The sequence below is a fragment of the Microvirga pakistanensis genome, from assembly GCF_004458765.1.
Lineage (GTDB): Bacteria > Pseudomonadota > Alphaproteobacteria > Rhizobiales > Beijerinckiaceae > Microvirga > Microvirga pakistanensis.
On sequence record NZ_SPJX01000265.1, the window covers coordinates 1 to 204 of the forward strand.

At 76.5% G+C, this 204-nt stretch carries 1 protein-coding gene; it reads left to right on the forward strand.

What is annotated here, in order from left to right; genetic code table 11:
- A partial coding sequence (locus E4K09_RS14780) for a hypothetical protein (protein ID WP_425293850.1) occupies nucleotides 1-204 on the forward strand: 204 nt, incomplete at both ends.

Consider the following 204-nt stretch of genomic DNA (forward strand, 5'->3'; position numbering starts at 1 on the left):
CGAAGTGGTGGTCGCCCAGCCTCTGGAGGAGCAGCCCGCGCCGAAACCCGTGAAGCCGCCGCCTCCCAAGGTGGCTGAGCGCAAGCCTGCCCCCAAGCCTGCCCCCAAGCCTGCCCCCAAGCCCGCCCCCACGCCGCGCCGCGTGACGGCCGAACGCAGCCCTCCTCCCGCCGCCGCCCGCCAGGGGCAGGCTTCGTCGTCGCG